The sequence below is a fragment of the Stenotrophomonas sp. 704A1 genome (assembly GCF_030549525.1).
Taxonomy (GTDB): Bacteria; Pseudomonadota; Gammaproteobacteria; order Xanthomonadales; family Xanthomonadaceae; genus Stenotrophomonas; species Stenotrophomonas tuberculopleuritidis.
This window is the reverse complement of the sequence record NZ_CP130831.1, coordinates 614,258-638,943: the sequence shown is the minus strand read 5'-3', so window position 1 is coordinate 638,943 and position 24,686 is coordinate 614,258. Positions and strand designations below refer to the sequence as shown.

At 68.2% G+C, this 24,686-nt stretch carries 24 protein-coding genes; 14 read left to right on the top strand and 10 right to left on the bottom strand.

Going from position 1 to position 24,686, the window contains the following annotated elements; translation table 11 throughout:
* Nucleotides 1-195: 195 nt before the first annotated feature.
* Entirely contained in the window at nt 196-741 is a 546-nt protein-coding gene (locus tag Q5Z10_RS02920; protein WP_303637855.1) for a hypothetical protein, read from the bottom strand.
* A gap of 501 nt (nt 742-1,242) precedes the next feature.
* Between Q5Z10_RS02920 and Q5Z10_RS02915 the strand changes: the two genes are divergently transcribed.
* Entirely contained in the window at nt 1,243-3,354 is a 2,112-nt protein-coding gene (locus Q5Z10_RS02915) for a glycosyl hydrolase family 18 protein (protein WP_303637854.1), read from the top strand.
* 121 nt (nt 3,355-3,475) lie between these two features.
* Here the strand turns inward: Q5Z10_RS02915 and Q5Z10_RS02910 are convergent, their stop codons facing one another.
* On the bottom strand, nt 3,476-4,261 hold the full coding sequence (locus tag Q5Z10_RS02910; RefSeq protein ID WP_303637853.1) for a thioredoxin fold domain-containing protein: 786 nt from the start codon (nt 4,259-4,261) through the stop codon (nt 3,476-3,478).
* A gap of 89 nt (nt 4,262-4,350) precedes the next feature.
* A complete protein-coding gene (xerD, locus tag Q5Z10_RS02905) occupies nt 4,351-5,328 on the bottom strand; it encodes a site-specific tyrosine recombinase XerD (RefSeq protein WP_303637852.1) in 978 nt (325 codons plus the stop codon).
* A 56-nt stretch (nt 5,329-5,384) separates the two neighbouring features.
* On the opposite strand from xerD, the gene Q5Z10_RS02900 reads away from it, so the two are divergent.
* Nucleotides 5,385-5,873 carry an RDD family protein gene (locus tag Q5Z10_RS02900; RefSeq protein WP_303637851.1) on the top strand — a complete coding sequence of 163 codons (489 nt, stop codon included), beginning with the start codon at nt 5,385-5,387 and terminating at the stop codon, nt 5,871-5,873.
* Nucleotides 5,874-5,955: 82 nt separating this feature from the next.
* On the opposite strand, the gene lptG is transcribed toward Q5Z10_RS02900, so the two are convergent.
* Both lptG and lptF read right to left on the bottom strand, forming a co-directional pair.
* A complete protein-coding gene (gene lptG, locus Q5Z10_RS02895) occupies nt 5,956-7,062 on the bottom strand; it encodes an LPS export ABC transporter permease LptG (protein ID WP_303637850.1) in 1,107 nt (368 codons plus the stop codon).
* Entirely contained in the window at nt 7,059-8,141 is a 1,083-nt protein-coding gene (gene lptF / locus Q5Z10_RS02890; RefSeq protein ID WP_303637849.1) for an LPS export ABC transporter permease LptF, read from the bottom strand. The genes lptG and lptF overlap by 4 nt, the downstream gene beginning before the upstream one ends.
* Before the next feature lie 104 nt (nt 8,142-8,245).
* Between lptF and Q5Z10_RS02885 the strand changes: the two genes are divergently transcribed.
* From Q5Z10_RS02885 to Q5Z10_RS02865, 5 genes are all read left to right on the top strand, one after another.
* The gene (locus tag Q5Z10_RS02885) at nt 8,246-9,724 is read left to right on the top strand and encodes a leucyl aminopeptidase (RefSeq protein WP_303637848.1); all 1,479 of its coding nucleotides are present in this window, start codon (nt 8,246-8,248) and stop codon (nt 9,722-9,724) included.
* 96 nt (nt 9,725-9,820) lie between these two features.
* Nucleotides 9,821-10,246, top strand: coding sequence for a DNA polymerase III subunit chi (locus tag Q5Z10_RS02880; RefSeq protein ID WP_303637847.1), 426 nt, complete (start codon nt 9,821-9,823; stop codon nt 10,244-10,246).
* A gap of 24 nt (nt 10,247-10,270) precedes the next feature.
* A complete protein-coding gene (locus Q5Z10_RS02875) occupies nt 10,271-10,462 on the top strand; it encodes a YqaE/Pmp3 family membrane protein (protein WP_012510005.1) in 192 nt (63 codons plus the stop codon).
* A 35-nt stretch (nt 10,463-10,497) separates the two neighbouring features.
* Entirely contained in the window at nt 10,498-13,326 is a 2,829-nt protein-coding gene (locus tag Q5Z10_RS02870) for a valine--tRNA ligase (protein ID WP_303637846.1), read from the top strand.
* Nucleotides 13,327-13,427: 101 nt separating this feature from the next.
* Nucleotides 13,428-14,249 carry an EamA family transporter gene (locus Q5Z10_RS02865; RefSeq protein WP_303637845.1) on the top strand — a complete coding sequence of 274 codons (822 nt, stop codon included), beginning with the start codon at nt 13,428-13,430 and terminating at the stop codon, nt 14,247-14,249.
* Between the two features lie 145 nt (nt 14,250-14,394).
* Here the strand turns inward: Q5Z10_RS02865 and rimI are convergent, their stop codons facing one another.
* Genes rimI through pssA form a run of 3 tightly spaced genes read right to left on the bottom strand, consistent with a single transcriptional unit; the run spans nt 14,395 to nt 16,153 of the window.
* Nucleotides 14,395-14,892 carry a ribosomal protein S18-alanine N-acetyltransferase gene (gene rimI, locus Q5Z10_RS02860; RefSeq protein ID WP_303637844.1) on the bottom strand — a complete coding sequence of 166 codons (498 nt, stop codon included), beginning with the start codon at nt 14,890-14,892 and terminating at the stop codon, nt 14,395-14,397.
* The gene (locus tag Q5Z10_RS02855) at nt 14,889-15,380 is read right to left on the bottom strand and encodes a hypothetical protein (RefSeq protein WP_303637843.1); all 492 of its coding nucleotides are present in this window, start codon (nt 15,378-15,380) and stop codon (nt 14,889-14,891) included. The genes rimI and Q5Z10_RS02855 overlap by 4 nt, the downstream gene beginning before the upstream one ends.
* Nucleotides 15,377-16,153: a CDP-diacylglycerol--serine O-phosphatidyltransferase gene (gene pssA, locus Q5Z10_RS02850; protein WP_303637842.1), complete on the bottom strand. Its 777-nt coding sequence runs from the start codon at nt 16,151-16,153 to the stop codon at nt 15,377-15,379. The genes Q5Z10_RS02855 and pssA overlap by 4 nt, the downstream gene beginning before the upstream one ends.
* A gap of 80 nt (nt 16,154-16,233) precedes the next feature.
* Between pssA and Q5Z10_RS02845 the strand changes: the two genes are divergently transcribed.
* The 3 genes from Q5Z10_RS02845 to Q5Z10_RS02835 all read left to right on the top strand — a co-directional run bounded on the left by Q5Z10_RS02845 (nt 16,234) and on the right by Q5Z10_RS02835 (nt 19,004).
* A complete protein-coding gene (locus Q5Z10_RS02845; protein ID WP_303637841.1) occupies nt 16,234-16,608 on the top strand; it encodes a DUF4124 domain-containing protein in 375 nt (124 codons plus the stop codon).
* 88 nt (nt 16,609-16,696) lie between these two features.
* Complete coding sequence (locus tag Q5Z10_RS02840) at nt 16,697-18,400, top strand: proline--tRNA ligase (RefSeq protein ID WP_303637840.1); 1,704 nt, start codon at nt 16,697-16,699, stop codon at nt 18,398-18,400.
* A 223-nt stretch (nt 18,401-18,623) separates the two neighbouring features.
* Nucleotides 18,624-19,004, top strand: a complete 381-nt coding sequence (locus Q5Z10_RS02835; RefSeq protein WP_303637839.1) for an H-NS histone family protein — start codon at nt 18,624-18,626, stop codon at nt 19,002-19,004.
* Nucleotides 19,005-19,138: 134 nt separating this feature from the next.
* Here Q5Z10_RS02835 and Q5Z10_RS02830 read toward each other — a convergent pair whose 3' ends face one another.
* Complete coding sequence (locus tag Q5Z10_RS02830) at nt 19,139-20,398, bottom strand: threonine/serine exporter family protein (protein WP_303637838.1); 1,260 nt, start codon at nt 20,396-20,398, stop codon at nt 19,139-19,141.
* A gap of 93 nt (nt 20,399-20,491) precedes the next feature.
* On the opposite strand from Q5Z10_RS02830, the gene Q5Z10_RS02825 reads away from it, so the two are divergent.
* Genes Q5Z10_RS02825 through Q5Z10_RS02810 form a run of 4 tightly spaced genes read left to right on the top strand, consistent with a single transcriptional unit; the run spans nt 20,492 to nt 24,010 of the window.
* The gene (locus tag Q5Z10_RS02825; RefSeq protein ID WP_303637837.1) at nt 20,492-21,613 is read left to right on the top strand and encodes an MlaE family ABC transporter permease; all 1,122 of its coding nucleotides are present in this window, start codon (nt 20,492-20,494) and stop codon (nt 21,611-21,613) included.
* 1 nt (nt 21,614) lies between these two features.
* A complete protein-coding gene (locus tag Q5Z10_RS02820; protein ID WP_303637836.1) occupies nt 21,615-22,442 on the top strand; it encodes an ABC transporter ATP-binding protein in 828 nt (275 codons plus the stop codon).
* Nucleotides 22,443-22,445: 3 nt separating this feature from the next.
* Nucleotides 22,446-23,372, top strand: a complete 927-nt coding sequence (locus Q5Z10_RS02815) for an MlaD family protein (protein ID WP_093818830.1) — start codon at nt 22,446-22,448, stop codon at nt 23,370-23,372.
* The gene (locus Q5Z10_RS02810; protein ID WP_303637835.1) at nt 23,369-24,010 is read left to right on the top strand and encodes an ABC-type transport auxiliary lipoprotein family protein; all 642 of its coding nucleotides are present in this window, start codon (nt 23,369-23,371) and stop codon (nt 24,008-24,010) included. Before Q5Z10_RS02815 ends, Q5Z10_RS02810 begins: the two co-directional genes overlap by 4 nt.
* A gap of 85 nt (nt 24,011-24,095) precedes the next feature.
* Here Q5Z10_RS02810 and Q5Z10_RS02805 read toward each other — a convergent pair whose 3' ends face one another.
* Nucleotides 24,096-24,683 carry an alpha-ketoglutarate-dependent dioxygenase AlkB family protein gene (locus tag Q5Z10_RS02805; RefSeq protein WP_303637834.1) on the bottom strand — a complete coding sequence of 196 codons (588 nt, stop codon included), beginning with the start codon at nt 24,681-24,683 and terminating at the stop codon, nt 24,096-24,098.
* Nucleotides 24,684-24,686 lie beyond the last annotated feature (3 nt).

Here is a 24,686-nt window from a genome sequence, read left to right as displayed (position 1 = left end):
GCACCCGTGGCAGTGCCGGCCGCTGGCCGGCAGCCCCCCGCCAAAGCGCAGAAGCGGGTTTCCGGCAGGGAGACGGGACAGGTCCAGCGGCCGGACCTGCCTCCGATCCCCCCGCCGCCTTCCACCGATCCCCACCTACTGCAGCGCGTTTCATCCAGGACAGGGAACGGGTGCGGCAGACAGCAGTGATCGGCACTACCGACGAATCCTGTTCAGATGTCCCAATACGTAGTCGCAGTTGCTTTTGGCGGCAGGCTCGATCGCCTGCAACCGGGTGAAAAACCTGCGTGCGTGCTCGCTCATGACGCAGACAAATTCATCCCTGTCGACTGCAACAGAAACCTCACCGTGGCAAGTGACGCTCACCTGCAGTCGATCCTTGCCCGGGGTCAGCTTGACTTCGATGGGCTGGTCAGGAAAAAAACAGCTGAACGACCTGCCTTCACTGACCTGCAGCAAGCCTTCTGACAAATAGCTCCACAGGTCATCGACGTAGTCATACATGCTTTTGTCGATAAGCGGTATGCCATCAATCGTCAGGACCAGCGCGCCTTCGATGGACGCCTGACTATTGAATCCTCCTTGATAGTCGAAGAAGTCGGTAAACCGCTCACCCGTCTTCACATGGGTTTCAACAACGATTCGGTTGTTCATCCTTGGAAAATTCTGGAAGGCGGTGAGATTGGTACGGAGACGCCTGGCAGGGAACCGGAGACACTGCTCCTTGATGAAATCCGCCATGCGCACTACCTGAAGGGTAGCGCCCCAGACCGGACAGCGCCTGCCTGACCGCTTCGCCGCTGTCATCCGCCAACCGCTCGGGCAGGCCATCATGCCGGCCGCTGGCCGGCAACGAGGGACATCAGAAGTGAGACATTGAAGAGCGAAGCTACCGGCAGCTTTTGATTCTTGTTCTGTCTTTGGTGGCTGGCCGCGCAGCCCACCCACCCGGCCAAACCCCAGAAATCCGCTGTACGCGACCCACCCCGGCCACGGGGGGCTCCGCCGATGGCCGCCGACCGCGCGCAGCGCTCTCCGCCCGAATCCCGGAACCATGCGCTTGCTCACGGATTGACCACGCAATTGATGACAACGTTGTCCCCACCTGGCGCCGGACTCTCTCCCCGGCCTCCCAGGTGCCTCCGTCCGACCCCTCCGTCGCCTTCCCGGGCGACGCCCGGACCTGCGTCACGCGCGGCGCCATCGGGGCCCGCGCGCCACTTGATCGATCGGAGACACACCATGTACGACCCGCTTGTGCAGAGTGCCGATGTACGCAGTGCCGAACGTCCCCTCCATCGCTGTCGTCCCCGCCGCCTGGCGTGGCTGCTGGCCCTTGCCGGGGCCGTCGCCCTGCCCGGCTTGGCCCATGCCGCCAGCTGTGCCGGCGTAGCCGAATGGGACCAGGCCAGGATCTACCGGGCCGGCGACACCCTGCAGAAGGGAGGCGTGCTCTATCGGGCCAACCAGGACATCTGGAACGCACCGCCGGACCACCCGGCCGGCGCGCCCTACTACACCAACCTCGGGGCCTGCGACGGCAGCGGCAGCAACCAGCCGCCGGTGGTCAGCCTGACCTCACCGGCCAACGGCGCCACGTTCAGCGCCGGCAGCACGGTCAACGTGACCGCCAACGCCAGTGATCCGGACGGCAGCGTCAGCAAGGTCGAGTTCTTCCGCGACGGCAGCTCGATCGGCGTGGACAGCAGCGCGCCCTACAGCGCGAGCTGGGCCAATGCCAGCGCCGGCAGCCATACCCTGCGCGCGGTGGCCACCGACAACAACAACGCCACGGCCAGCACCGCGACCGTCACCATCACCGTCAACGCGGCCAGCGGCGATACCACCCCGCCCAGCGTGCCCGGCGGCCTGGCCGTGGGTACCCGCACCGCCAGCAGCATCGCGCTTAGCTGGAGCCCCGCTACCGACAACGCGGGTGGCAGCGGCGTGGCCGGCTATGACGTGTACCGCAACGGCAGCCTGGTCGGCTCGCCGTCCAGTGCCAGCTATGTCGATGGCGGGCTGACTGCCTCCACCACCTACCGCTACCGCGTGCGCGCCCGCGACAACGCCGGCAATGCATCCGCCCAAGGCACCGAGATCAGTGCCACCACCCTGGCCGGCGATGGCGGCACCACCGGCAAGCGGGTCATCGGCTACTTCACCCAGTGGGGCATCTACGGCCGCAACTACCGGGTCAAGAACATCGACAGCAGCGGCTCGGCCGCCCGCCTGACCCACATCAACTACGCCTTCGGCAATGTGCGCAACAACCGCTGCGAAGTGGGCATCACCCAGGCCTCCGATCCCAACACCGGTGCCGGCGGCGACGCCTTCGCCGACTACACCAAGGCGTTCGGTGCCGGCGAAAGTGTCAGCGGCAGCGCCGATACCTGGGACCAGCCGCTGCGCGGCAACTGGAACCAGCTCAAGCAGCTCAAGGCCAAGCACCCGGGCTTGAAGGTGCTGATCTCGCTGGGTGGCTGGACCTGGTCGCGTGGCTTCTCCAGCGCGGCGCGCCCGGAAAACCGCCAGGCCTTCGTCGCCTCGTGCATCGACGCCTACATCAAGGGCAACCTGCCGGTGACCGATGGCGCCGGTGGTGCCGGTGCCGCACTGGGGGTGTTCGACGGCATCGATATCGACTGGGAGTACCCGGTGGCGTGCGGCATCGAATGTGGCAAGCCGGAGGACAACGCCAACTTCACCGCGCTGATGGCCGAGTTCCGCCGCCAGCTTGATGCGGTGCGTCCGGGCCTGTTGCTGACGGTGGCGGTAGGTGCCGGCATCGACAAGATCCGCGTCACCGACCCGGCGGCCTACCACCCGTACCTGGACTACATCAACGTGATGACCTACGACTTCCACGGCGCGTGGGATGCGAAGACCAATCACCAGTCGGCGCTGTTCGATTCGCCCAATGACCCGTCCACCGGCGACCAGAAGCTGTACAACAGCAACGATGCCATCGAGGCCTTCATCAGCCGCGGCGTGCCCGCTGCCAAGCTCAACCTGGGCATCGGCTATTACGGGCGTGGCTGGACCGGTGTAACCAACGCCAACAACGGCCTGTACCAGACGGCGACCGGCGCGGCACCGGGCACCTACGAGGCCGGCATTGAAGACTGGAAGGTGCTGAAGAACCTGGCCTGGCAGGGTTATACCGACAACACCGCCGGCGCCACCTGGATCTACAACGGCAGCACGCTGTGGAGCTTCGACACGCCGGCCAACATCACCCGCAAGATGGGCTACGTGAAGACCCAGGGCCTGGGCGGCGCGTTCGTCTGGGAGTTCAGCGGCGACGATGCACAGGGCACGCTGACCAAGGCGGTCAGCGACGGCCTGAAGTAAGCAAGAAGCCGGGGGTGCGACAGGCACCTCCGGCGTCGCTCGCATGATGCATCCGCCGGGCATGGCCCGGCGCTACCCGCCAATCCACGGTAGCGCCGGGCCATGCCCGGCGGTGTTCTGATCAGCGCTTGGCCGACAGCTTTTCCAGCGCGGCACGCAACTGCGCCGGCGGCAGGTAGCCGCCCAGCTGGGTGCCGTCAGGTGCGAAGATTGCCGGCGTTCCGTTCACGCCCAGCTGCTGGCCCAGCGCGTACTGCATCGCCACCGGGTTGGTGCAGTTCTTTGCGGCCACCGTGCCACCGCGCTTTGCGCTGGTCAGCGCCTGGCGGCGATCAGCCGCACACCAGACCGAAATCATGTCGGTGTAGTCCTTGCTGCCCAGTCCCATGCGCGGGAACGCCAGGTACTCGACGGAGATGCCGTTGCGGTTCAACTCGGCGATGTCCTGGTGCAGCTTGCGGCAGTAGCCACACTCGATGTCGGTGAAGACACTGATGGTGTACTTGGCATTGGGTGCCGCGAACACGATGCGGTCGCCATGGTTGGCCTTGGCCAGCAGGTCGCGCCGGTAACCGAGCAGGCCGTCACTGTTGGCCGGGCCCTTGGCGCGGATGTCGTACGGCTGGGCCTGGAACAGGTAGCGGCCGTCGTCGGAGACGTACAGCAGCTGGCCGGAGACGACCACTTCGCGGAAACCCGGGAACGGCGCAGCACCGATGTAATCCACCTGGAAGCCCGGGTTGAGCTCGGCCAGGGCCTTGCGCACCGCCTGCTCGGCCGTGCCGTTGGCCGCTACAGCGGGCTTGGCCGGTGCTGCCGCGGGCAGCTTGGCTGCAGGCGGGGCCGGCTCGGCGCAGGCGGTCAGGCTGAGCGCGCCGAACACGGCGGCGATGGCGAATCGGAGCATGGCGCAGTCCGCAGCAGAAGAAGACCCGCGATTCTGACACAGGCACCCTGAGCGGACCGCGATCCCGCGCACACGATACGCCGGCAGGTTCAGCCGCGTGGATGGTGCCGCGCGTGCAGCTTCTGCAGATGCTCGCGCGCCACCAGCGTATAGATCTGCGTGGTCGACAGCGAGCTGTGCCCCAGCAGCATCTGCAGCGCACGCAGGTCGGCGCCCCGGTTCAGCAGATGGGTGGCGAAACTGTGGCGCAGGCCATGCGGGCTGATCCGCACCGGATCGATGCCGGCCACCTGCGCATGGCGCTTGACCAGATGCCAGAACGCCTGGCGGGTCAGGGCATGCAGGGCCGGCTCGACGAACAGCGGCGTCTGCCCGTCGGCCAGGGCCTGCACCTGGCCCTTGCCCACCAGCTGCGGGCGCGACTGCTGCAGGTAGCGCTCCAGCCAATGCTGCGACTCCTCACCCAGCGGCACCAGGCGCTCCTTGCTGCCCTTGCCGGTGACCCGCAGCACCCCCTGGCGCAGATTCACCGCGGTGGCGGGCAACAGCACCAGTTCACTCACGCGCAGGCCGGCGGCATACATGAGTTCGAGCATGGCGCGGTCGCGCAGGCCGAGCGGGGTATCCACGTCCGGTGCCGCCAACAAGGCATCGATCTGGCTCTCGGCCAGCGCCTTGGGCAGCAGCCGCGGCAGTTTCGGTGGTTCCAGCAGCGCACTGGGATCTTCGCTGCGTTCGCCGCGGCGCACCGCATCGGCGAAGAACGCGCGCAGCGCCGACAACAGGCGGGCGTTGCTGCGTGGCGACCAGTTGTGTCGGGTGCGCCAGCCCAGGTAGTCGAACAGGCCGGCGCGTTCGACGCCGGCCAGCCCGCCCTCACGGCCATCCAGCCAGCGTGCCAGGCCCTCCAGGTCGCGCCGGTAGCTGTCCAGCGTGGCACGCGCCAGGCCGTTCTCGGCCCAGATCGCATCGAGGAAGCGCTGGATGCGGGCGCTGTCGTCGGCACGCAGCCCGGGCAGCTGCTGTATCAGTTCGCGGCGTTGCGCTGGAGTGGAAATGACGGCCATGGCTGCAGGATACGAGGCCCACTGCGGGCACGGCCAGCATTGCGTATGCTCGGCGCATGTCCAGCCCCGCCACCGATGCGGCCCACGCCGCTGCCGAAACGCCCCGCCCACGTGCACTGCTGCTGTGGCGCGTGCTGGCGATGGTCTACGACGCGCTGCCGGTCATGGCGCTGTGGATGCTGGCCGGCACCCTGTTCACCGTGGCCTATACCTTCAGCGGCCATGCACAGCGCGAGAACATCGCCCCCTTCAGTGCCTGGCAATGGCTGTTGTGGGCGCTGTGCTGGGTACTGACCGGGGCCTACGCCACGGCCAGCTGGCGCCGCGGCGGGCAGACGCTGGGCATGCGGCCGTGGCGGTTGAAGCTGGAATCCCGCGACGGAACCCCCCTGCGGCGCGCCCAGCTGTGGCAGCGCTTCGCGGTGGCGACGCTGTCGCTGCTGCTGGGCGGGCTGGGGTTCTGGTGGGCGCTGCTGGATCGCCAGCGCCTGACCTGGCACGACCGTGCCAGCGGCACCCGGCTGGTGCGCATGCCCAAGCGCTGAACTGCGCTGGCAGCGCCGGGCATGGCCCGGCGCACGCGGATTGCCGAAAACCTCCGCCAGGCATGGCCCGGCGCTACCGGAATCAGCCCGACTTGCGCCGGAACAGCAATCCGGAAACGGCCAGCATCACGATCGGCGGCAGCGCGTAGGCGATGCGGTAGTCAAATTTCAGTGCACCGGCCATGCGCCCGAAGAACAGCTGCAGCAGCCAGAACGCCAGCGCGAACAGGATGCCCAGGAACAGGCGCTTGCCCATGCCGCCGCTGCGCAGCGAACCGAACGCGAACGGTACCGCCGCCAGGCACAGCGCCAGCACGTTCAACGGATAGAACCAGCGGCTCCAGTACACGTCCTCGTAATCGCGCGCGTCCAGCCCGTTGCGCTCGCGATAGGCAATGCTGGTGCTCAACTCGGACACGCTGAGGTTGCGCGGCTTGGCGATGCCGGTGGCCAGTGCGCCGGCGTCGAGCTTGGAATTCCAGGGCTCGCGCGCCACTTCCTGGCGCGTGGCCGAGCGCTCACCGAACGTATCGCGGCGCACGCCGGTCAGCACCCAGCCCGCCTTGTCATGCTCGGCGGTGGCCGCGTGGGTCAGGGTGCCGACCCGGCCCTGCGCGTCCAGCTGGTAGAGGCGCACGTCACGCAGCACCAGCCGCGTGCCCTTGTCGCCCACCAGTTGCTCCTCGCCACTCTGTGCGTTGAGGAAGGTGTCGCCCTCGCGCGCCCACAGCCCGGAATAGCGCGCCACCGCGATGTCGGTGCCCCACTTGGCACTCATCTTCAGCGAGTCCGCGCGGTTCTGGCCCCACGGCCCCAGCGTCTCGGCGCTGAGCACCATCAGGCCGGTCAGCAGCGACAGTGCGATCGCCACCGACACGCTCAGGCGCTTGCGCGACAGGCCCAGCGCGCGCAGCGCGGTCAGTTCGGAGGTGGCGGCCAGCTGCCCCAGCCCCATCAGCGCGCCGATCACTGCCGCCGTCGGGAACATCGTGTAGGCCCGGCGCGGCACCGTGTACAGCACCCAGGCGGCGGCATGGCCCAGCGAGTAGCCGTTCTTGCCGATGTCCTTGAACTCTCCCGAGAACGCCATCAGCACGTCCAGGCCGACCAGCACCGCCCAGGTCAGCAACACCGTGCCGAACACCGCCCGGCCCAGGTACAGATCGAAACGCATCGGTCGCAGCTTCATGCGCGGGCTCCCTTCGGGCGGGGCATGCGGCCATCGCGCGCATACATCCAGATCGCCAGGGCCAGCAGCGGCACGGTCAGCCACCACAGGCCCAGCGCCGGCGGAATCTGCCCGTTGGCGATCCAGCCACTGCCGATGAACATCAGGTTGGTGCCGACCATGTAGGCCAGCAGCGCCAGCATCATCCGCCCGTAGCGCTGCTGGCGCGGCGAGCTGCGTCCCAGCGGCACGGTCAGCAGGGCAAAGGCCAGCGCGATCAGCGGCGGCGCCAGGCGACGGTGCAGCTGCGCCTGGGCCTGCGGACGCGGATCGCCGAACAGCGCCGTGGTCGGCATCAGTTCGGGATCATCGCCGTCCCGCGCCTGCGTGCCGTCGGGCAGCGCCACGTCGTTGCGGGCGAAGGTGGCCAGGCGGTAGTCGAGCGCGCCGGCCGCCGGGCCCTCCAGCTGGTGGCCGTCATCCAGCTCGAGGAAGCGCTGGCGCGCCCCTTCGAAGTACATGCGGCCACTGGCGGCGGACACCACTTCCAGGCGGTCCTCCTTCTGGCGCTGCAGGAACACCCGGCCCAGCTGGCTGCCGTCGGGCGAAATCGAGGCGACATACACCACGCCACCATTGGGCAGCGGGGTGAACCGGCCCGGCTCCAGGCCGGCCATCAGCACGCTGCGGTTGGCATCCTGGATCATCTGCTCTGCGGTACGCCCGGCCCAGGGCCCCAGCCACAGCGAGCAGGCCCCGACCACCGCCACCACCGGCAGCACCAGCAGCAGCAGGGGCTTGAGCAGGCGCCGCGGGCCGACGCCGATGGCGGTGATGACCGCCATTTCCGAGTCGCGGTACAGCCGGGCCACGGCCAGCAGCAGCCCCAGCATGAGCGCCAGCGGCAGGATCAGCGGCATGTAGACGATGAACTGCAGGCCCAGCTGCGAGAACAGCAGCTTGGCCGGCAGCCGCCCATCGGCGATGTTGCCGAGGATGTCCACCAGCACGCCGCCCACGCTGACCACCAGCAGGACGATCAGGGTAGCCAGGAAACTCTGGACGAAATCGCCCAATAGATAGCGGTCGAGCTTCAACATGGGGCGGTGGTTTAAACTCTCAGGTTCGTTCGCGGTGCCGCCCAGTCTAGCGTCTGGGCGTAAACGGTCCGCGATTGTACGGACTTGCCAATGGAATCTGCTCAATGGCTCTCGAATTCACCCTGAACCACCTCGCCGCAGCAACGGCCACCGTTGATTGCCTGGTGGTCGGCGCCTATGCCGACCATACCCTGACTCCCGCCGCACAGGCACTGGACACCGCCAGCGGTGGCCGCCTGGCGGCGCTGGCCCAGCGCGGCGACCTGTCCGGCAAGACCGGCGCCACCACCCTGCTGCACGACCTGCCGGGCGTGACCGCCCCGCGCGTGCTGGTGGTCGGCCTGGGCGATGCCGCCCGCTTCGGTGTGCCGCAGTATCTCAAGGCGGTGGGCGACGCAGTGCGCGCGCTGAAGACCGGCGCCGCCCGCAGCGCGCTGTTCACCCTGACCGAGGTGGCCGTGAAGGACCGCGATGCGGCCTGGGCGATCCGCCAGGCGGTGATTGCCGCCGATCACGCCGCGTACCGCTATACCGCCACGCTGGGCAGGAAGAAGGCCGACGATGCCGGCCTGGCGCAGCTGGCCATCGCCGGTGACGACGCCCAGGCCCTGGCCCAGGGCCAGGCCATCGCCGCCGGTGTGGAGTTCGCCCGCGAACTGGGCAACCTGCCGCCGAACTACTGCACCCCGGCCTACCTGGCCGAGGTCGGCGTGACGTTCGCCAACGAGCACGACGGTGCCGAGGCCGAGATCCTCGACGAGACCCAGATGGAAGCGCTGGGCATGGGCTCGCTGCTGGCCGTGGCCCGCGGTTCGGCCAACCGCCCGCGCCTGGTGGTGCTGAAGTGGACCGGTGCCGCCGACGCCAAGCCGTACGTGCTGGTCGGCAAGGGCATCACCTTCGATACCGGTGGCGTCAACCTGAAGACCCAGGGCGGCATCGAGGAAATGAAGTACGACATGTGCGGTGGCGCCAACGTCATCGGCACCTTCGTCGCCGCGGTCAAGGCCAGGCTGCCGCTGAACCTGGTGGTGGTGGTGCCGGCCGTGGAGAACGCCATCGACGGCAACGCCTACCGTCCGTCCGACGTGATCACCTCGATGTCGGGCAAGACCATCGAAGTGGGCAACACCGACGCCGAAGGCCGCCTGATCCTGTGCGACGCGCTGACCTACGCGCAGCGTTTCGAGCCGCAGGCCCTGGTCGACGTGGCCACCCTGACCGGCGCCTGCATGGTCGCCCTGGGCCACCAGACCGCCGGCCTGATGAGCAAGCACGACGACCTGGCCAACGAACTGCTGGCCGCCGGCGAGCAGGTGTTCGACCGCGCCTGGCGCCTGCCGCTGTGGGACGAGTACCAGCCGATGCTGGATTCCAGCTTCGCCGACGTCTACAACATCGGCGGCCGCTGGGCCGGTGCGATCACCGCCGGCTGCTTCTTGTCGCGCTTTGCCGAGGGCCAGCGCTGGGCGCACCTGGACATCGCCGGCGTGGCCAGCGACGAAGGCAAGCGCGGCATGGCCACCGGCCGCCCGGTCGGCCTGCTGAGCCAGTGGCTGCTGGACCAGGTCGCCCGCGCCTGATGCCGTACCTGCCCCTGGCCGGCGCCCGCCGGCCGGGGCATCCTCCGGCCTGCCTCCGCCCGGCATGCCGGGCCCCTGCCCGACCCGGACCCTGCCATGCCCCGTGCTGATTTCTACCTGATCGCCAAGCCCCGATTCCTGACCGAGCCGCTGCGCCTGGTCTGCGAACTGGCGCGCAAGGCCAATGATGCCGGGCTGCCCGCCCTGGTGCTGGCCCGTGACCAGGCCCAGGCCGAAGCGCTGGACGAACTGCTCTGGTCGTTCGACGAGGATGCCTACATCCCGCACCAGATCGTCGGCGAGGACGTGGACGAGGAAGAGGCCGTGGTGCTGATCTCCATTCCCGGGGACGAGGCGCCGATGCGTCCGCTGGTGATCAACCTGCGTGACGAACCCTGGCTGGGCCAGTGCGAGCGCGTGCTGGAAGTGGTCCCGGCCGATCCGGAAGCGCGCGAGCCGCTGCGGGAACGCTGGCGCCAGTACAAGACCGCCGGTTACGACCTGAACAAGCACGACATGTAACCTGCCCTCTCCGAGGTCCCCTTGATGCGCCTGCTGATCGCCCTGATTCTTCCCTGGTTGTCCTTCTTCACCATTGGCCGGCCGTTTGCCGGCATCGTCTGCCTGATCCTGCAGATCACCCTGATCGGCTGGCTGCCCGCGGCGATCTGGGCCGCCTATGCCGTCAGCCAGTACCACACCGACCAGAAGATCCGGCGCGCCCTCGGGCCGCGCTGATCTCCCCTCCCCGCCTTGATTACCGGTTCCCCTGCATGACCCAACTCGCCTCCAGCTACGACCCGACGTCCTTCGAGACCGACCTCTACGAGGCCTGGGAGAAGGCCGGCCACTTCAAGCCGTCCGGCCAGGGCGAGCCGTACACCATCCTGCTGCCGCCACCGAACGTGACCGGCACCCTGCATATGGGCCACGCCTTCCAGCAGACCCTGATGGATGCGCTGGTGCGCTACCACCGCATGCGCGGCTACGACACGCTGTGGCAGGTCGGTACCGACCACGCCGGCATCGCCACCGAAATGGTGGTCAGCCGCAACCTGGCGCTGGAAGGCAAGGGCGAGACCCGCGATTCGCTGGGCCGCGAGGGCTTCATCGGCAAGGTCTGGGAGTGGAAGCAGCAGTCCGGCGACATCATCGAGCGCCAGATGCGCCGCCTCGGCACGTCCGCCGACTGGTCGCGCAGCACCTTCACCATGGACCCGCAGCCGTCCGAAGCGGTGATCGAAGCGTTCGTGCGCTGGCACGAGCAGGGCCTGATCTACCGCGGCCAGCGCCTGGTCAACTGGGATCCGGTGCTGAAGACCGCCATTTCCGACCTGGAAGTGGAAAGCGCCGAGGAAGACGGCTTCCTGTGGTCGATCGCCTACACGCTGGATGACGGCCTGAGCTACGAACACGTCGAGCGCGATGCCGACGGCGTGGAAACCCTGCGCGAAACCCGCGATTACCTGGTCGTCGCCACCACCCGCCCGGAGACCCTGCTGGGTGATACCGCGGTGATGGTGCACCCGGACGACGAGCGCTATGCGCACCTGATCGGCAAGAGCGTGGTGCTGCCGCTGACCGGACGCCGCGTGCCGGTGATCGCCGACGACTATGTCGACCGCGCGTTCGGCACCGGCGTGGTCAAGGTCACCCCGGCGCACGATTTCAACGACTACCAGGTGGGCGTGCGCCACAGCCTGCCGATGATCAACCTGTTCAGCCCGGTGGCGGCGCTGAATGACAACGCGCCGGAGCGCTTCCAGGGCCTGGACCGCTATGAAGCGCGCAAGGCCGTGCTGGCCGAGCTGGAAGACCTGGGCATCCTGGTCGAGACCCGGGCACACAAGCTGCAGGTGCCGCGCGGCGACCGCACCGGCCAGGTGATCGAGCCGTACCTGACCGACCAGTGGTTCGTGAAGATGGACGACCTGGCCAAGCGCGGCCTGGAGCTGGTGGAGGATGGAAGCATTTCCTTCGTCCCGCCGAACTGGATCAACACCTACCGCCACTGGATGAACAACATCCAGGACTGGTGCATCAGCCGCCAGCTGTGGTGGGGTCACCGCATCCCGGCGTGGTTCGATGCCGCCACCGGCAACTGCTACGTGGGCCGCAGCGAAGACGAAGTGCGGGCCAAGCACAAGCTGGGCAGCGACGTGCTGCTGACCCAGGAAAGCGACGTGCTGGAGACCTGGTTCTCCTCGCAGATCTGGCCGTTCTCCACCCTGGGCTGGCCGAACGAACAGGCCATGGCCGAGCGTGGCTTCGACCGCTACCTGCCGTCGTCGGTGCTGATCACCGGCTTCGACATCATCTTCTTCTGGGTGGCACGCATGATCATGGCCACCGACAACCTGACCGGGAAGATCCCGTTCAAGGACGTCTATTTCACCGGCCTGATCCGCGATGGCCAGGGCCAGAAGATGTCCAAGAGCAAGGGCAACGTGCTTGACCCGCTGGACATCATCGACGGCATCAGCATCGACGACCTGGTGGCCAAGCGTACCGGCGGCCTGATGCAGCCGCGGATGGTGGAAAAGATCGAAAAGGCCACCCGCAAGGAGTTCCCGGACGGTATCGCCGCCCACGGTGCCGACGCGCTGCGCTTCACCATCGCCGCGCTGGCCACCCACGGTCGCGACATCAAGTTCGACATGAACCGCGCCGAGGGCTACAAGAATTTCTGCAACAAGCTGTGGAACGCCAGCCGTTTCGTCCTGATGAACACCGAGGGTGCCGCGTTCACCGGCGTGCCGACGCCGCGCACCGACGCCGAGCGCTGGATCCTGTCGCGCCTGGCGGCGACCGGTGCTGAAGCGCAGGGTCACTTCGCGGCCTACCGCTTCGACCTGCTGGCGCAGTGCCTGTACGAGTTCGCCTGGAACGAGTTCTGCGACTGGTTCCTGGAACTGAGCAAGCCGGCGCTGAACGGTGCCGATGCCGCCGATGCAGAAAGCACCCGGCACACGCTGCTGTACGTGCTGGAAGCGCTGCTGCGCCTGCTGCACCCGTTGACGCCATTCATCACCGAACAGCTGTGGCAGCAGCTGGCCCCGCGCCTGGGCCTGGCCGAAACCACCCTGTCGCTGCGCCCGTACCCGACCGCCGCCGAGTTCGAGGGCGACTTCGCGCAGGCCGGCGCGGACGTTGAATGGCTGAAGGCGGTGATCAGTGCCGTGCGCCGCGTGCGCAGCGAACTGAATGTCGCCCCGTCCAGGCTGGTGCCGCTGCGCCTGCTGGCCGGACTGGAGCAGGACCGCGTGCGCATTGAACGCTTCAGCGCGTCGCTGTCGTTCCTGCTGAAGCTGGACAGCATCCAGTGGCTGGCCGATGCGCACAGCGCGCCGCCGGCCGCCGCCGCGATCGTCGGCGAACTGAAGCTGCTGGTGCCGCTGGAAGGCCTGGTGGATCTGGATGCCGAGCGTGCGCGCCTGGACAAGGAGATCAAGCGCGTGGAAGGCGAACAGGAAAAGAGCGAGGCCAAGCTGGCCAAGTTCACCGACAAGGTGCCGCCGGCGGTGGTCGAACAGGAGCGCGTGCGTCTGCTCGACTGGAACACGCAGCTGGCGGGTCTGCGCGAACAGCGCGCGAAGCTGTAACGACCGGGGCCTTCCGCCGGGCAGGGCCCGGCGCTACCGCGGACGGAAATGCCGGGCCATGCCCGGCATTTCTTTTCCTGCCGCATGGCATCATCCCTGCGATGCCTCTGTCCATCTTCCTGTTGGTTCTCGCCGCGGCGGCGCTGCATGCCAGCTGGAACGCAATCGTCAAACGCGGGCCGGACAAGTTCCTCGGCACGGTGCTGGTGACCGGCAGTGCCGCGCTGCTCTCTGCACTTGTCCTGCCCTGGCTGCCCCTGCCCGCCCCCTCCAGCTGGCCGTGGCTGGCGGCTTCGGTGCTGCTGCAGGTGGCCTACTACGGACTGGTCGCGCGCTGCTACCAGCAGGTCGACATGAGCCTGGCCTATCCGTTGATGCGCGGCTGCGCACCGATCCTGGTGGCACTGGCCGGTGCCCTGCTCGGCGAACGGCTTCCCGCGCCGGCGTGGCTTGGCGTGCTGCTGGTGAGCACGGGCATCCTGTGCATGGCGCTGGGCGCGCGCGGCGGCCAGCTGCGCCTGCCCCTGCTGACCGCAGCGCTGATCGCCACCTACACCCTGGTCGATGCGCAGGGCGCACGCCAGTCCGGCCACGCGCTCAGCTACACGCTGTGGCTGTTCCTGCTGTCGGGCCTTCCGCTGCCGCTGTGGGCGCTGCATCGGCGCCGTGGTGAACTGCTGGCGTATGCGCGCCGGCACTGGCCGCTGGGGCTGGCCGGTGGCATCGGCACCACCGCCTCCTATGGCATGGCCCTGTGGGCGATGACCCAGGTGCCGGTGGCGATGGTGTCGGCGCTGCGCGAATCCTCCATCGTGTTCGCGCTGCTGATCTCGGTCGTGCTGCTGCGCGAGCGGATCCCGCGTGCACGCTGGCTGGCGGCGGCCTTGATCGTTGGCGGCGTGCTGGCGTTGCGGCTGGCCTGAGCAGGGCGCGCCCGCCCGGGTTGGGATCCACCGGAGCGGATCACCGGCACGCCATTGCCATGACACGGCAAGCACCGCCCGTCCGCGCCGGGCGTGGACATGATCCCTGCGCGGCGGGCACTACGGCGCCGCCACGCGACGCTGCCTACAGCGGCGGCATCGCGTCCAGTTCGCCGTCCACCAGTTCGATCGCCATCACCAGCGCATCCTCGCGCCCCTGCGCGGCCGGGTAATAACGCGGGCGGCGGCCGATCTCGTTGAAGCCCTCGCTGTGGTACAGCGCCAGTGCCGGCGCATTGGAGGGGCGTACTTCCAGGAACACGCGCTGGGCCCCGCGATCGCCGGCCAGGCGGAGCAGCGCGCGCAGCAGCTGGCGGCCCAGGCCGCGCGACTGCTCCAGCGGGTCCACACAGATGTTCAGCACGTGCGCTTCGTCGGCGGCGATGCTCAGCACGCCGTAGCCGATCAGCAGGCCGTCACGCTCCATCGCCAGCCCCGGATAGCCGGCGCGCAGGCAGTCGAGGAAGATGCCGCGGGTCCATGGGAACGGATAGCCACGCACTTCGATCGCCATGACCGCATTGAGGTCACTCTCGCGCAGCGCGCGCAGGCCTACGGGCCCCGGCTGGCTGACTGCACTCACGGCCCGCCCCGCTTGCGCAGCGCGCGCAGCTGCGGCCACAACGCGCGCTTGGCGGCCGGGTCGCGGCGCAGCAGGTCCAACGGCCAGCTGTCCATCAGCGCCTGGGTTGCCGGGTCATTGGGGTTGCAGCCCGACGCACGCAGCAGCGCGATCTGCAGCCGATCGGGCAGGCGCACCACCGGTTCGCGGGCAGTGCCGGCCGGCACCGGACGGGCGGCGGCTGGCACGGTATCCGGTGCGGCCACCGGCACCGCGGCGCGCGCAGGCGCCGGCCTGGCCTGCATTTCCGCTGCCGGTTCCCGCGCCTGCCGTGGCTCGCGCACCGGCGCGGCAGCGGCGGCCGTCGAGGCCTCGGCCTCGGCCACGCTCAACTGCAGTGCCGCGTCCAGTTCGGCGGCCAGCTGGCCATCGTGATAGACGGTGTAGCCCATGGCCTGCAGCCAGGCCTGCTGGGCCGGGGACCACAGCACGGGCAGGTCCTGGCTCACGCGGCCTCGGGCTTCTTGCGAAGGCGCTGCACGGCCCACATCACCGGGCCGGACAGGGCATAGAGTATGCCGACCACGAACAGTACCCGCGGCAGATCGATCACCGCGATGGCGATGGCAATCGGCACCAGCGCCAGCACCAGGAACGGCACGCGGTCGGACCGGGCACCGTTGGCTGCTCCGCCCTTGAAGCTCCAGAAGCGGATCCGGCTGACCATCAGCAGCGCCGCCACCAGGGTCACCGCCAGCGCCACGAAGCGCAGCTCGCTGCCGTTCCAGCCCAGGGTGCCATCGGCGAACGCCCACACGAAGGACATCATCAGGCCCGCCGCGGCCGGGCTGGCCAGGCCGACGAACCAGCGCTTGTCGACCACCGCCACCTGGGTGTTGAAGCGCGCCAGGCGCAGCGCCGCGCAGGCGGCATACAGGAACGCCACCGCCCAGCCGAGGCGGCCGGCCAGTTCGCCATCGAACTTCAGCTCGGACAGCGACCAGTGGTACATCACCAGGGCCGGTGCCATGCCGAAGCTGACCAGATCGGCCAACGAGTCGTACTGCACGCCGAACTCGCTGCTGGTGCCGGTCAGCCGCGCGACCCGGCCATCCAGACCGTCCATCACCGCTGCCACGAACACCGCGATGCTGGCGTTGACGAAGTCCCCGTTGGCCGCGGCGATGATGGCGTAGAAGCCGGCAAACAGGCCGGCCGTGGTGAACAGGTTGGGCAGCAGGTAAATCGTGCGCGAGCGCGGCGGCGGTGTGATGGGGTCCATGGAATCCAGTTTAATCGACTTGCCAGCGCTCGGCGCCAGTGCTGCAATCGGCGTTCTACGCCCATTCTGCGGAGTTTGCCATGCGCGCCCTGTCCTGCCTGGGATGCCTGCTGCTGTTGGTCAGTGCCAACGCGGTGGCCGGCCCGGTCTACAAGTGGAAAGACGCCAAGGGCGTGACCCAGTACTCGGAGACGCCGCCGGCCGGGGCGCACTACGAGACCCGTGCCCAGGCCAGGACACCGGTGCCGGATGCCCCCGCAGCGGACCAGGCCGCACCGGTCCCCGAGCAGTGCAGCACGGCCCGCGCCAACGTGGCGCTGCTGGAAGGCTCCGGCAAGGTGATGCAGGACACCGATGGCGACGGCAAGCCCGATACCGCGTTGACGCCGGAGCAGCGCAGCGCGCAGAAGGGGTTGGCCGAGGCCGCGATCAAGGCCTATTGCCCGGCGGAGTGAGGGTAGCGGCAGGGCTGCGCCCTGCCGATACCCCTCCCCCCGGCCGGGCTGGCAGAATAGGCATCTCTGCCGTTATCCGAAGCCGACGATGCGCCTCTCCCAGTTCCACCTGCACACCACCAAGGAAACCCCCAGCGACGCCGAGCTGACCAGCCATCGCCTGATGCTGCGTGCGGGGATGATCCGCAAGCTGGCGTCGGGCCTGTATACCTGGTCGCCGCTGGGCCTGCGCGTGCTGCGCAAGGTCGAACGCATCGTGCGTGAGGAAATGGACCGCGCCGGTGCCGTGGAATTCCAGATTCCGACCATCCAGCCGAAGGAACTGTGGGAGCAGACCGGCCGCTGGCAGAAATTCGGCCCGCAGCTGCTGAAGATCAAGGACCGCAAGGAGCAGGTGTTCTGCTACAGCCCGACCGCTGAAGAAGCGGCCTGCGACTTCGCGCGCAGCGAGCTGTCCAGCTACAAGCAGCTGCCGGTCAACTTCTACCAGATCCAGACCAAGTTCCGCGACGAGATCCGTCCGCGCTTCGGCGTGATGCGTGCGCGCGAGTTCCTGATGAAGGATGCCTACTCGTTCCATCTGCACGACGAAGACCTGGTGCGCGAGTACGAGAACATGAAGGTGGCCTACAGCCGCATCTTCACCCGCCTGGGCCTGGATTTCCGCATGGTGCAGGCCGACTCCGGTGCGATCGGCGGCGACGCTTCGCAGGAGTTCCACGTGATCGCCGATTCCGGCGAAGACGCGCTGGTGTTCTCCACCGGTTCGGATTACGCGGCCAACATGGAAGCAGCGGTCGCCGCCGAGCCGCCCGCGCGCGCGGCGGCCACCGAGTCCCTGCGCAAGGTCGACACGCCGACCCAGAAGACCTGCGAAGACGTTGCCGCGCTGCTCGGCATCGACCTGCAGCGCACGGTGAAGTCGGTCGCGCTGATGGCCGGCGAAGGTGACGCGCAGCAGTTCGTGCTGGCGCTGGTGCGGGGCGACCACGAAGTCAACGAGATCAAGCTGGGCAAGGTGGCCGGGCTGGAAGAACAGCGCTTGGCCAGCGAGGCGGAAATCGCCGCGCACCTGGGCAGCACCCCGGGCTTCCTCGGTCCGGTCGCGCCGGCCAGGCCGATCCGCGTGGTGGCCGACCGCGAGGTGGCGGCCATGTCCGACTTCGTGGTGGGTGCCAACGAAGCCGGCTTCCACCTGGCCGGCGTCAACTGGGGCCGCGACCTGGCCGAACCGGAAGTGGCCGACATCCGCAACGTGCAGGCCGGTGACCGTGCACGCGATGGTGGCGAACTGAAGATCGCCCGCGGCATCGAAGTCGGCCACGTGTTCCAGCTGGGCCGCACCTATGCGAAGGCGCTGGATGCCACCGTGCTCGACGAGAACGGCAAGGCCGCGGTGATGGCGATGGGCTGCTACGGCATCGGCATTTCGCGCGTGGTTGCCGCAGCCATCGAACAGAACCACGACGACGCCGGCATCATCTGGCCGGACGCCATGGCGCCGTGGCAGGTGGTGGTGTGCGTGATCAATCCGAAGGGAGACGCCGGCGTGGCCGACGCTGCCGCGGCGTTGCTGCAGGAACTGCGTGATGCCGGGCTCGATGCCGCACTGGACGATCGTGGCCTGCGCCCCGGCGCGATGTTCGCCGACATGGAGCTGATCGGCATTCCGCACCGGGTGGTGGTCAGCGAACGCGGACTGGCCGCCGGGACCTTCGAGTACCGTGCGCGTCGCGCCAGCGAAGCGGAAAACCTGGACAAGGCCACCCTGCTGCAGCGCCTGCAGGGCTGATCGAACGAGACCGGGGCCCGCCCCGGTCTTTTTTTTGCCTGCCACCGCATCGGCCAACATTCGCAACGGACATAATCCGGTCAAAATAGTCGCAACCGGGCCATCCCGCCGACAGGCGGTGACATAGGTGGTTTGTGCTGGGATTAATTCATCATTATTCTGTCGTGCGACGCCACGGACCGGCTCGTCCCTGTCCCTAAATTAGTTTCTGGAGTAATCGTTGATGAGCATCGACCTGACCGGCCTGTCGGCACGTGAGCTGGGCGCCTTGATCCGCACGGCCAAGAAGCAGCAGACCATCGTCGCCAAGCGTCGCCCGATCACCAAGGTGCGTGCCCAGCTGAGCAAGCTGGCCAAGACCGAGGGTTACACCATCGAGGAGCTGTTCGGTGGCGCCCCCGCGCCCCGCGCGCGCAAGACCGCCACCGCCACCAAGGCGCCGTCCAAGGCGGCCGGCCGCAAGCTCGGCAAGGTTGCGCCGAAGTACCGCAATCCGGCCAATGCGAAGGAAACCTGGACCGGCCGTGGCAAGCAGCCGCGCTGGATGGCCGAACTGACCGCCAAGGGCAAGAAGCCGGAAGACTTCCTGATCAAGAAGGCCTGAGGCCCACGATCAGGCAGGAAGGAAAAACGCCGGCGCAAGCCGGCGTTTTTTTCTGGTAGCGCCGGGCCATGCCCGGCGGGCGCAATGCAGGGTTTCCCGATCCGCCGGGCATGGCCCGGCGCTACCGGATACCGTCACAACGTCTTGCGCGCCGGCATCAGCAGGTTGCCGAACAGCAGGCCGGCCACCAGCGCCATCACCACGTTCAGCACGGTCAGGAACACGCTCTGGCCAGCGCCCACATCCTGCTGCTGGACCAGGGTCAGCACGCCGCGCAGGCTGGTGCTGCCGGGCACCATCATGATGATGCCGGGCAGGCGGATGATCGCGCCGGGGCGGCCGACCACGCGGCCGAACAGGTTGCCGCCGGCGGTCAGCAGCATCGCCGACAGGAAGATGCCGGCCGGGGCGCCCCACGCGTGCCCGCCGAACTTGGAGATGGCATAACCGGCCACCGAGGCCGCGATGACCCACGGGTAGTCGCGGCGGCTGGCCTTGAACAGCATCGCGAAGGCGAAGGCGGCGGTCAGCAGCGATCCCCATTCCACCCACGGGCCCTGTGGACGCGAGGCACGGATCAGCGGATCCAGACCGAGCACGTCGGCCAGGGTCACCGCGATCATTGCGCCGACGCTGAGCTTCATGATCGTGGTCAGCGCACCGGCAAAGCGCGCGGTGCCTGACACCCAGTGCTGGCTGGCCAGCTCGTTGACCGCGTTGGTCAGCGACATGCCGGGCAGCAGCACCACCAGCGAGGCGATGATGACCGTATTGAGGTTCAGCGCACCCACGAACGTGGCCACCACGGTCGCGACCAGGCCGGCCAACAGCGCGGCCAGCGCTTCGGCGGCCTCGCGGGTGGCCGGGCGACGGTCGGTGACCATGCCGAGCAGGCCGATCAGCAGGCCGATGACCCCGGCAGTGGCGATATCCAGCCAGGGCAGCTTCCACATGCCGGCCACGCCCGCAGCGCCGAGGGTGAACGAGAGGATGGTGCGCAGCGTGCCGCGCCGGCCCGGATCCTTGTCGAGCTGGCGCAGCGCGGTATGGCCCTGGGCGATGCTCATGCGCCCGTTGGCCACTTCCTCGGCAATCTGGTCGGCCACGCTGAGCTTGTGCAGGTCGTTCTCACCCGGTGCCAGGCGGATCACCCGGGTGATGTCGCTGGAACCGATGGCCTGCGCCGGGTCGCTGAAACTGAGGATGATGCCGGTCGGGTTCGACCACGGTTCACAATCCAGATCGAGCTGCCGCGCCAGCGCGACCACGGCCGTCTCCAGACGCTGGGCGGTAGTGCCGTAGCTGTGCAGGCGGCCGGCGATCTCGGATACGAAGGCCACGCGCTGTGCGTAGGTGGCCTGGGGCGTGGGGATCGTGTGAGCATCTGCGGACATGCGCCGTAGTATTACCTACGTCGGGCCCCGGCCGGAGAAATTCATCCAGGTTCGACGCGACGCTCAATACAGAACGGTTATGCTGCGACCCGAATGGCCCCCATGACCCCGAATCACGCCCCCCAGCTTGAACAGGACGCCCAGGACCCCGGGCTGATCCGCTTGTCCGGGCACTGGACACTGAAGACCGCGCTGGCCGCGGCCGAAGTGCTGCGCGGTGTTCCCGACGGGCTGACCGGCATCGATGCGACCGGCATCGACAAGCTCGATTCGGCCGGCGTGCTGCAGGTGCTGCGCGTGGCCCATCGGGCCGACCTGGGCGAACACGCCCTGCAGTTCCGCCCGGATCACCAGGCGCTGGTATGCACCATCGAGGAAGTGGCCGATGACCGCCCCAAGCCCAAGCGCGATTTCGGCGTGCTGGCCGCGCTGGAGCGGCTGGGTGTCAGCGTCCACGCCACCGCCCACAACATCAAGGCGCTGTGCAGCTTTCTCGGCGAGAACCTGGTCAAGGGTGCGCGCCTGCTCAAGGAGCCCCGCCGTTTCCGCCTGACCGCCACCGTGCACCAGATGGAACAGGTCGGGCTGGATGCCGTGCCGCTGGTGGCGCTGCTGTCCTACCTGGTCGGTGCGGTGATCGCCTTCCTCGGCTCGACCATCCTGCGCGACTTCGGCGCGGAGATCTACGTGGTCGAGCTGGTCAACATCGCCTTCCTGCGTGAGTTCGCCGTGCTGCTGACCGCGATCGTGCTGGCCGGCCGCACCGCCAGCGCCTTCACCGCGCAGATCGGTGCGATGAAGGCCCGCGAGGAAATCGATGCGATGCGCACGCTCGGCCTGGATCCGATCGACCTGCTGGTACTGCCACGCCTGGTCGCGTTGCTGGTCACGCTGCCGCTGCTGACCTTCATCGCGATGGTCGCCGGCCTGGCCGGCGGCATCACCGTGGGTGCGTTCGACCTCGACATCCCGCCGCAGATGTACATCGCGCGCATGCACGAGACAATGGAAGTGCGGCACATGCTGGTCGGCCTGTCGAAGGCGCCGGTATTCGCCCTGGTGATCGGCCTGATCGGCTGCCTCGAAGGGCTGAAGGTCGAAGGCACGGCGCAGTCGGTCGGCGAGCGCACCACCTCCAGCGTGGTGCAGACCATCTCGCTGGTGATCATCATCGACGCCTTCGCGGCGTTGTGGTTCATGCACATGGACTGGTGAGATGAACACATCGCCTGCCACCGAACCCCTCGACATGCGCGACAGCGACGGCCATGAGCTGGCCATCCGCGTGCGCGGGCTGGTCAACCGCTTCGGCAGCCAGACCGTGCACGAGGACCTGGACCTGGACGTGCGCCGCGGCGAGATCCTCGGTGTGGTCGGCGGCTCGGGCACCGGCAAGTCGGTGCTGATGCGCTCGATCCTCGGCCTGCGCGTGCCGGACGCGGGGCAGATCGAGGTCCTCGGCCGCGATGCGCGGGCCGACGATGCCGAAAGCCGCCTGCACATCGAGCGCAACACCGGGGTGCTGTTCCAGGATGGGGCGCTGTTCTCGTCGCTGACCGTTGGCGAGAACGTGCAGGTGCCGCTGAAGGAACACCACCGCGAACTGCCCGAGCGCTGGCATTACGAACTGGCGCTGTTGAAGGTCAAGCTGGCCGGCCTGCCCGCCGATGCGATCAGCAAGCTGCCTTCGCAGCTGTCCGGCGGCATGCGCAAGCGGGCCGGCCTGGCGCGGGCGCTGGCGCTGGATCCGCCGCTGCTGTTCCTGGATGAACCCACCGCCGGGCTGGACCCGATCGGCGCGGCCGCCTTCGACCGCCTGATCAAGACCCTGCAGGAAGCGCTGGGCCTGACCGTGTTCCTGATCACCCATGACCTGGACACGCTGTATGCGATCTGCGACCGGGTGGCGGTGATCGCCGACCGCAAGGTCGTGGCCAATGCGCCGCTGCCTGACATCGAGAAACTGGATCATCCGTGGATCCAGGAATACTTCCACGGACCGCGTGCGCGAGCCGCGCGCGGCGAACAGATCGAGAGTGCCTGAGCCATGGAAACCAAAGCCAACTACGTGCTGATCGGCGCGTTCACCCTGATCACCGGCCTGGCCCTGCTGGCCTTCGGCCTGTGGGCGGCCAAGTACTCCTCGGACCGCACCTGGCAGGAATACCGCGTGGTGTTCCGCGAGGCGGTCACCGGCCTGTCGGTCGGCAGCCCGGTGCAGTACAACGGCATCGCCGTCGGTTCGATCACCGAACTCAACCTGGTGCCGGATGACCCGCGCCAGGTGGTCGCGCGCATCCGCCTGAACTCCACCACGCCGGTCAAGACCGATACCCGCGCCAAACTGGCGATCACCAGCCTGACCGGTCCGTCGATCATCCAGCTCAGCGGCGGTACGCCGCAGTCGCCGGCGCTGACCACGGTCAACAAGGACCCGGCGCCGATCATTCCGACCACGCCCTCGGCTCTGCAGAACATCACCGACGTTGCCAACCGCATCGTCGAACGCATGGACCAGATCCTCAGCGACCGCAACGTGGCCTCGATCAACGCGACGCTGGCCAACCTGGAGACGATCAGCGGCGGCCTGGCCGACCGTGACCAGGGCACGCAGGCGCTGCTGCTCAGCGCGCGCGATGCCGCACGTAGCCTGGACACCACGCTGAAGACCACCAACGGCACCATCGAGCGCCTGGACAAGAACCTGGTGCAGCAGTTGCCGGGCATCATCGACAAGCTCGACGCCACCCTGGCCAAGCTCGATTCGGCGGCCGGCAACGCCGATTCGATCCTCGGCGAGAACCGGGCAGCGATCAACAGCTTCGCCAACGACGGCCTCGGCCAGCTCGGCCCGACCCTGGGCGAACTGCGCGGCCTGATTCGCGACCTGCGCCGGGTCAGCGACCGTCTTGAGAACAACCCCGCGCGCTACCTGCTTGGCCGCGACGCACCGAAGGAGTTCGAACCCAAATGAGCCCGACCACCCTTCCGCGCCTGCTGCTGTGCGCCTCGGCCGTCGCCCTGCTGGGTGGCTGCTCGATCCTCGGCAGCGGCGACAAGAACCCGGTCACCCTGTATTCGCCCGCAGTGCAGGTGAAGGTGGACCCGAGCTGGCCGCAGGCCGACTGGCAGCTGGTGCTGGCCAAGCCCAGTGCCGCGCGCATGGTCGACAGCCCGCGCATCAACGTGCGACCGACCCCGTCGGAGCTGGAGATCTACAAGGGCGCCAGCTGGGCGCAGCCGGCCACCGACATGATCGAAGACACCCTGCTGCGCGGCTTCGAGGACTCCGGGCGCATCCACGGCGTGGCCCGCGTCGCGGCCGGCATCCGCGCCGATTACAAGCTGTCCACCGATATCCGCCGCTTCGAGTCGGACTACCAGGGCCAGGCCACGCCGACGGTGGTGATCGAGATCAACGCCAAGCTGATCGATGTGACCAACCAGCGCGTGGTTGCCGATCGCACCTTCCGGCAGCTGCAGCCGGTGGGCAGTACCGACGTGCCGGCAGTCGCGGCGGCCTTCGAGCGCGGCCTGCAGCAGGTGGCGCAGGACGTGGTCGGCTGGACGCTGGTGAGCGGGCAGCGCGACAAGCAGGTGCTGAAGCGCTGAGGTTGCCCGTTTCGCACGCCGGGCATGGCCCGGCGCTACCGCCGCCTGTTCCTGGTAGCGCCGGGCCATGCCCAGCGAACCCCGGTCAACGCGGCTGGATCCAGCGGAAGGTCAGGTTGATGCGTTCGCCCTGCACCCGCGCCATCTTCGGCAACGCGTGCTGGTAATAGCGCTGGGTGCTGCCGCCCATCAGCAACAGATCGCCATGGCCCAGCAGGAATTCGGCCTTGCGCGCCGGATCGTCGCGCCGCCGCAGCAGGAAGCGGCGGGCCGACCCCAGGCTGAGCGAGGCGATGAGCGGCGACGGCCCCAGCTCCGGTTCGTCGTCGCTGTGCCAGCCCATGTAGTCACTGCCATCGCGATAACGGTTCAGCAGCACGCTGTTGAAGGCGCCGACGCCCTGCGCCTGCAGGCGTTCACGCAACCCCCGCAGCGGCGGCAGCCAGGGATGCGGCACGAACTCGGCGCCGGAATAGCGGTAGTGTGCCTGCGCGTCGCCGATCCAGCAGCTCAACCGGGGCGAATCCACCCAGTTGCCGAACATGCGGATGCGGTGGGTTTCCCAAGGGACCTGCGCCTGCAGGGCCGCCATGGCGGCATCGGCCGCGGCGGCAGGCAGCCAGCCCGGCAGGTGGCGGACATCGGCATCGGGCAGGTCGGCGGGGAACAGCATTCC

What these genes read in the sequence shown, in the direction of transcription:
- Q5Z10_RS02920 (WP_303637855.1), bottom strand. Translation starts at nt 741, where the DNA reads ATGGCGGATTTCATCAAGGAGCAGTGTCTCCGGTTCCCTGCCAGGCGT.
- Q5Z10_RS02825 (WP_303637837.1), top strand. Translation starts at nt 20,492, where the DNA reads ATGGCCCCCATGACCCCGAATCACGCCCCCCAGCTTGAACAGGACGCC.
- lptF (WP_303637849.1), bottom strand. Translation starts at nt 8,141, where the DNA reads ATGTTGAAGCTCGACCGCTATCTATTGGGCGATTTCGTCCAGAGTTTC.
- Q5Z10_RS02820 (WP_303637836.1), top strand. Translation starts at nt 21,615, where the DNA reads ATGAACACATCGCCTGCCACCGAACCCCTCGACATGCGCGACAGCGAC.
- Q5Z10_RS02880 (WP_303637847.1), top strand. Translation starts at nt 9,821, where the DNA reads ATGCCCCGTGCTGATTTCTACCTGATCGCCAAGCCCCGATTCCTGACC.
- Q5Z10_RS02835 (WP_303637839.1), top strand. Translation starts at nt 18,624, where the DNA reads ATGAGCATCGACCTGACCGGCCTGTCGGCACGTGAGCTGGGCGCCTTG.
- Q5Z10_RS02875 (WP_012510005.1), top strand. Translation starts at nt 10,271, where the DNA reads ATGCGCCTGCTGATCGCCCTGATTCTTCCCTGGTTGTCCTTCTTCACC.
- Q5Z10_RS02910 (WP_303637853.1), bottom strand. Translation starts at nt 4,261, where the DNA reads ATGCTCCGATTCGCCATCGCCGCCGTGTTCGGCGCGCTCAGCCTGACC.
- Q5Z10_RS02870 (WP_303637846.1), top strand. Translation starts at nt 10,498, where the DNA reads ATGACCCAACTCGCCTCCAGCTACGACCCGACGTCCTTCGAGACCGAC.
- Q5Z10_RS02805 (WP_303637834.1), bottom strand. Translation starts at nt 24,683, where the DNA reads ATGCTGTTCCCCGCCGACCTGCCCGATGCCGATGTCCGCCACCTGCCG.
- Q5Z10_RS02915 (WP_303637854.1), top strand. Translation starts at nt 1,243, where the DNA reads ATGTACGACCCGCTTGTGCAGAGTGCCGATGTACGCAGTGCCGAACGT.
- Q5Z10_RS02840 (WP_303637840.1), top strand. Translation starts at nt 16,697, where the DNA reads ATGCGCCTCTCCCAGTTCCACCTGCACACCACCAAGGAAACCCCCAGC.
- Q5Z10_RS02830 (WP_303637838.1), bottom strand. Translation starts at nt 20,398, where the DNA reads ATGTCCGCAGATGCTCACACGATCCCCACGCCCCAGGCCACCTACGCA.
- Q5Z10_RS02845 (WP_303637841.1), top strand. Translation starts at nt 16,234, where the DNA reads ATGCGCGCCCTGTCCTGCCTGGGATGCCTGCTGCTGTTGGTCAGTGCC.
- Q5Z10_RS02810 (WP_303637835.1), top strand. Translation starts at nt 23,369, where the DNA reads ATGAGCCCGACCACCCTTCCGCGCCTGCTGCTGTGCGCCTCGGCCGTC.
- Q5Z10_RS02900 (WP_303637851.1), top strand. Translation starts at nt 5,385, where the DNA reads ATGTCCAGCCCCGCCACCGATGCGGCCCACGCCGCTGCCGAAACGCCC.
- lptG (WP_303637850.1), bottom strand. Translation starts at nt 7,062, where the DNA reads ATGAAGCTGCGACCGATGCGTTTCGATCTGTACCTGGGCCGGGCGGTG.
- xerD (WP_303637852.1), bottom strand. Translation starts at nt 5,328, where the DNA reads ATGGCCGTCATTTCCACTCCAGCGCAACGCCGCGAACTGATACAGCAG.
- pssA (WP_303637842.1), bottom strand. Translation starts at nt 16,153, where the DNA reads ATGGACCCCATCACACCGCCGCCGCGCTCGCGCACGATTTACCTGCTG.
- Q5Z10_RS02815 (WP_093818830.1), top strand. Translation starts at nt 22,446, where the DNA reads ATGGAAACCAAAGCCAACTACGTGCTGATCGGCGCGTTCACCCTGATC.
- Q5Z10_RS02865 (WP_303637845.1), top strand. Translation starts at nt 13,428, where the DNA reads ATGCCTCTGTCCATCTTCCTGTTGGTTCTCGCCGCGGCGGCGCTGCAT.
- Q5Z10_RS02885 (WP_303637848.1), top strand. Translation starts at nt 8,246, where the DNA reads ATGGCTCTCGAATTCACCCTGAACCACCTCGCCGCAGCAACGGCCACC.